The 4215-nt window shown below is 42.6% G+C and carries 2 protein-coding genes; both read right to left on the reverse strand.

The window, feature by feature from the left end; translation table 11 throughout:
* A partial coding sequence (locus tag R2R28_RS28960) for a type IX secretion system membrane protein PorP/SprF (protein WP_316829144.1) occupies nt 1-270 on the reverse strand: 270 nt, incomplete at its 3' end.
* Nucleotides 271-281: 11 nt separating this feature from the next.
* On the reverse strand, nt 282-4215 hold a 3934-nt coding region (locus R2R28_RS28965; RefSeq protein ID WP_316829145.1), incomplete at its 5' end, for a gliding motility-associated C-terminal domain-containing protein.

Consider the following 4215-nt stretch of genomic DNA (forward strand, 5'->3'; position numbering starts at 1 on the left):
GCTGGCCACCTGAAGCGCAAGCCCCACGTTACCGCTGTTTGCAATGGCATCTACAGCAAGCGACATACTCCTTGGCGCCCCGGTAATACCCGTCCACTGGCTACGGTAAAAGCTGTGCACGTTAAGCACTTCTTTATAACCTGCGTAAGCCGGATTGATATAAATCCCGTTAAACATGTACTGACTGTACTGGGCGTCTTGTTGTGCAGCCACCGGCCTCGAAAGTAATAGCAACGATCCTGCTATTAACCATACTAATTTCTTCATCATATCTCGGCTCATTAATTTTTAAACGCCCTGATTAAGGTGATATATCCTTTAAACACTTTCCATTCGCTACTGCCATTTTTCCTGGCGCGTAACAGGTAATAATAAGTTCCTTCATTCAGCCCCTCTCCTGTCCAGTTGTTTTTATAACCTTTCGCCCTGAATACTTCATTGCCCCAACGGTTAACAATAGTCAGGTCATTTTCTGCAAACTCAGCAAGTCCGTTAATTTCGAAAGTATCATTAATACCATCTCCATTTGGTGTAAACAGGTTCGGAATCAATAAATCATCTCCTGTAATTACGGCAGCATCGGCTAAAACAAGGTTATTGTTATTCACCGGGTCTGGCTGATCTGCTTTCACCGTTGCTGAATTGTTTAATGCACCCGAAGCCAGCGTTCTTGATTTAAAGGTTAAGGTTGCGATCTGGTTTAAATCCAAACTTCCAACCAGCCACACAAAATCTCTCGTTGTGGTTGAATATGTTGTGCTGCCGGTGGTTACGGTAATCTCTTTCGGCGCATCGATGATGGTAGAAAGACGATCGGTTACAGTAACACCAGTTGCCCGGTTCGGACCTTTGTTGGTTACGGTAATTTTATACGTTACATCCGATCCTGTTTTGATCTCACCTTTGGTTACCAACTCTTTGGTGATCATTAAATCGGCGGATTGATCAACATCGATCGCAGCATCCGGATTGATGGTTTTCCCGTTAGGGGCAGTCATGATTGCCACGTTTTTAATGGTACGGTAACTGTTTACATCCGGTGCAACTTTCGCATCTAATGTTAATACCGTACTCGAGTTGGCCTGCATATTAATGGTCCATTTCAGCGTATTACCCATTACGGTGCCATAACCAGATACTGAGCCAGGAACATAGGTTAATCCGGCAGGAAGTTCATCGGTAATGGTTACACCGTTTAAGGCTGATCCACCTGTATTTTTAACAGTTAATGAATAAGTTAAGATCTCATTGGCCTGTGCCTTACCATCTTTATTGCCCTTGGTATCTATAACTGATTTACTACCCTCAAGTACACCTTCGGTAGGGATTGAAACCGCAGGATTTAATGGAGTGGATGTATTGCCAGGATCTGTCACGGTAGCGGTATTGTTGATAGCAAGGGTTCCTGAAGGAAGTGTTGCATTAACAGTTACCTTAAAATTAACCACCACCTGTGAGTTGGCCGGAATGGTTAAACTGCTCCAGTTTAAGGTATTGCCCGCCAATACAGCACCATTATCGGCACTACCGGTTACATAAGTGGTATTTCCCGGAATATTATCGACAATTTTCACCCCTGTACGTGTGGTGTTCCCATTATTTTTAACCGTGATGTTATAGGTTAAAACTTCATTAGCTTCTGCTTTACCATTGTTATTGGCATCCGAAACGGTTTTAGCACTTACAATTTTTGGAAGCTCTAAAATGGTCGGATAATCGTTGTCTTCTTCTGTTCCAGAAACATCAGCAATTGAAGTTCCGGCTGGCGTAGTGGCTGTTAATGTAGCCGTATTTCTTACCGAACTTGCCGTTTTCTCTGCCAGACTAATGGTATAAACTGCGGTGGCTGTAGCCGTTTCATCAGGGGCAATACTTGCTGGACTGAAAGTAATGGTTGATGAAATTTTCGGGTCAGTCAAACTGAAATTATTCAAAGTAACATTACCGGTATTTTTCGCGGTAAAAGTATAGGTGATCGAATTTCCATCGGCACTTAAAACCCCTGTTTTAACCAAAGTTAAACCTGGTGCTTCTTTGATCAGGAATACGGTTGGATCATCAGGAGCCACAGTTCTGGGATCATCAGAAAGTTTATTCAGTTTACCAACGCTGGCAAATTTTGCTACTAAAACCGCCTGGTTAACAAACTTACCATAATCGATTTCTGGCTGCGTAAGGGTGTGTCTGGCTAAAATCATGGCCGTTTCTGCAGGCTCCAGTTTGCTGATTACTGAAGGTGTAATACTACCTGCATCTGCTCCCGGGTCAGTTACCACAATATCAGTTAAGGTAATGTTACCGGTATTGGTTACCTGAATGCTGTACTCAATCGTTTTTACCACACCTGCACTGTTGGCAATCATTTTAGTGAACCTTACCGAAGGATCAGCCACAATTGCAGTAAAGGTTGCATCATCTGCAGCAGGTGTTGATGGATCATCAGATACTTTAACCAGCGTATTTCCTTTTGGATCTTTTACGGTTGCACTTACCTGATTGCTGAAACCACCTGCATTTACATCGCTTTGTTTTACGGTATGTTTAGCCGTGATGTTTACAGTAGCTCCAGGTAATACCGAAGTAATGTTTGATGGTGTTAAACTTCCTGCATCGGCGTTGGCATCAACTAAAACGATATCAGAAAGGGTAACATTACCTGTGTTTTTAAATACAATGCTGTAATTAACTACATCGCCAGCTTTGGATGCACCATTTGTAGCCGATTTGGTTAAAGTATAACCTGGAGCCGGCGTTAATCGGGTTACTGTTGGGTCGTTTGGTGCCGGGGTTGAAGGATCATCAGAAACCTGATTGATGATATTGCCTTTGTTACCGGTTACTTTTACGGAAGCCTGATTGGTGAATGTTCCCTGATTTACATCATTTTGTGTTAAAGTATGTTTTGCGGTTAAAGTTACACTGGCACCAGGTGCTAAAGTTGAAATGTTGGCAGGATTGATCGATCCGCCATCAACTGCAGCATCACTCACGGTTAAATCCTTAAGCGTAACACTTCCGGTATTGGTGATGGTAAAGGTATAACTGATCGATTCGCCAACTTTGGTTCCTACCGCATTGGCTACTTTTGTGAAAGTGAATGTTGAAGCACCTGAAATTGGTGTTTCAGTAGGATTATCGTTTGAATAATCGGTTCCGGACACATCTTTAATGGTATTACCTGCAGGCGTCTCCGCAATTACTGATGCCGTATTGGTTACCAAAGCAGCATCTTTATCGCTTTGCGTTAAAACGTAAACCTGATTATAGGTAAAACTTGTTCCTACTGCTAATGAGTTGGCGAACGTTTTATTTAATCCCAGTTTGGCATCGGTTAATACAAAATTGCTTAACGCAACCTCACCAACATTGCTGATCTTAAAGGTGTAGGTTACGCTATTGCCATCTGAACTCAGCAAACCTGTTTTAATTAAGGCTATTTTTCCTTTTAACAATGGTGTGGTAACGGTCGACTGGTTGTTTACGCTTTCCGGATCATTGGTTTTAGCGCCTGGCGTTAAGGAAACGCTGTTTACCAAATTCGCACCGGTAAATCCTGCTGCAACATGGCCATTCACGGTTAAACTTATCTGTTTACCAAGGGTTAAATCAGCAGACAGTACAAAGGTATTTGTGGTTGAAGTGTATGTTCCTCCAATGGCGTTATAAGTGATATTTTCCAATCCTGCCGGAAGATTTTCGATCAGCCCGATAGATTGACCACTTAATACGGTAGCTGGTCCGTTATTTTTAATATTAATGGTATAACTGATGCTTCCGTTGGCTTCTACACCAGTAACATTGGCAGTTTTGCTCACCTGAAGATCAGTGATCCAGTTAGGAATAGTTACGGTTACAACGGCAGTAGAAGATTTTGTTGCATCTAACTTATCGGTGATTTGGTAGGTTAGGGTGTAAACTCCGGGAAGTGTTCCTGCAGCCACATTTACTTTTCCTGTGGTTACATCTATGGTCACATTTGCATCTGAGGTTGAAACCTGATTGATGGTAACGGTGGCAATAGTTGCTGTTGAAGCATTATTGTAGGTATCGTTGATCAATACATTCGCTACAGCTACACCACCAGTAAAACCATTTGCTGTTCCGGCATCATCTTTAGCCAGAATTGTACCCGTGCCAACCGTTACAGTTACCGTGGCAGTTTTAGTCTGACCAGGGTTCAGTTTATCTTCGATCTGGTAAATGACTTCGTAAGTA

The sequence above is a fragment of the Pedobacter miscanthi genome (assembly GCF_032678605.1).
Taxonomy (GTDB): Bacteria; Bacteroidota; Bacteroidia; order Sphingobacteriales; family Sphingobacteriaceae; genus Pedobacter; species Pedobacter miscanthi_A.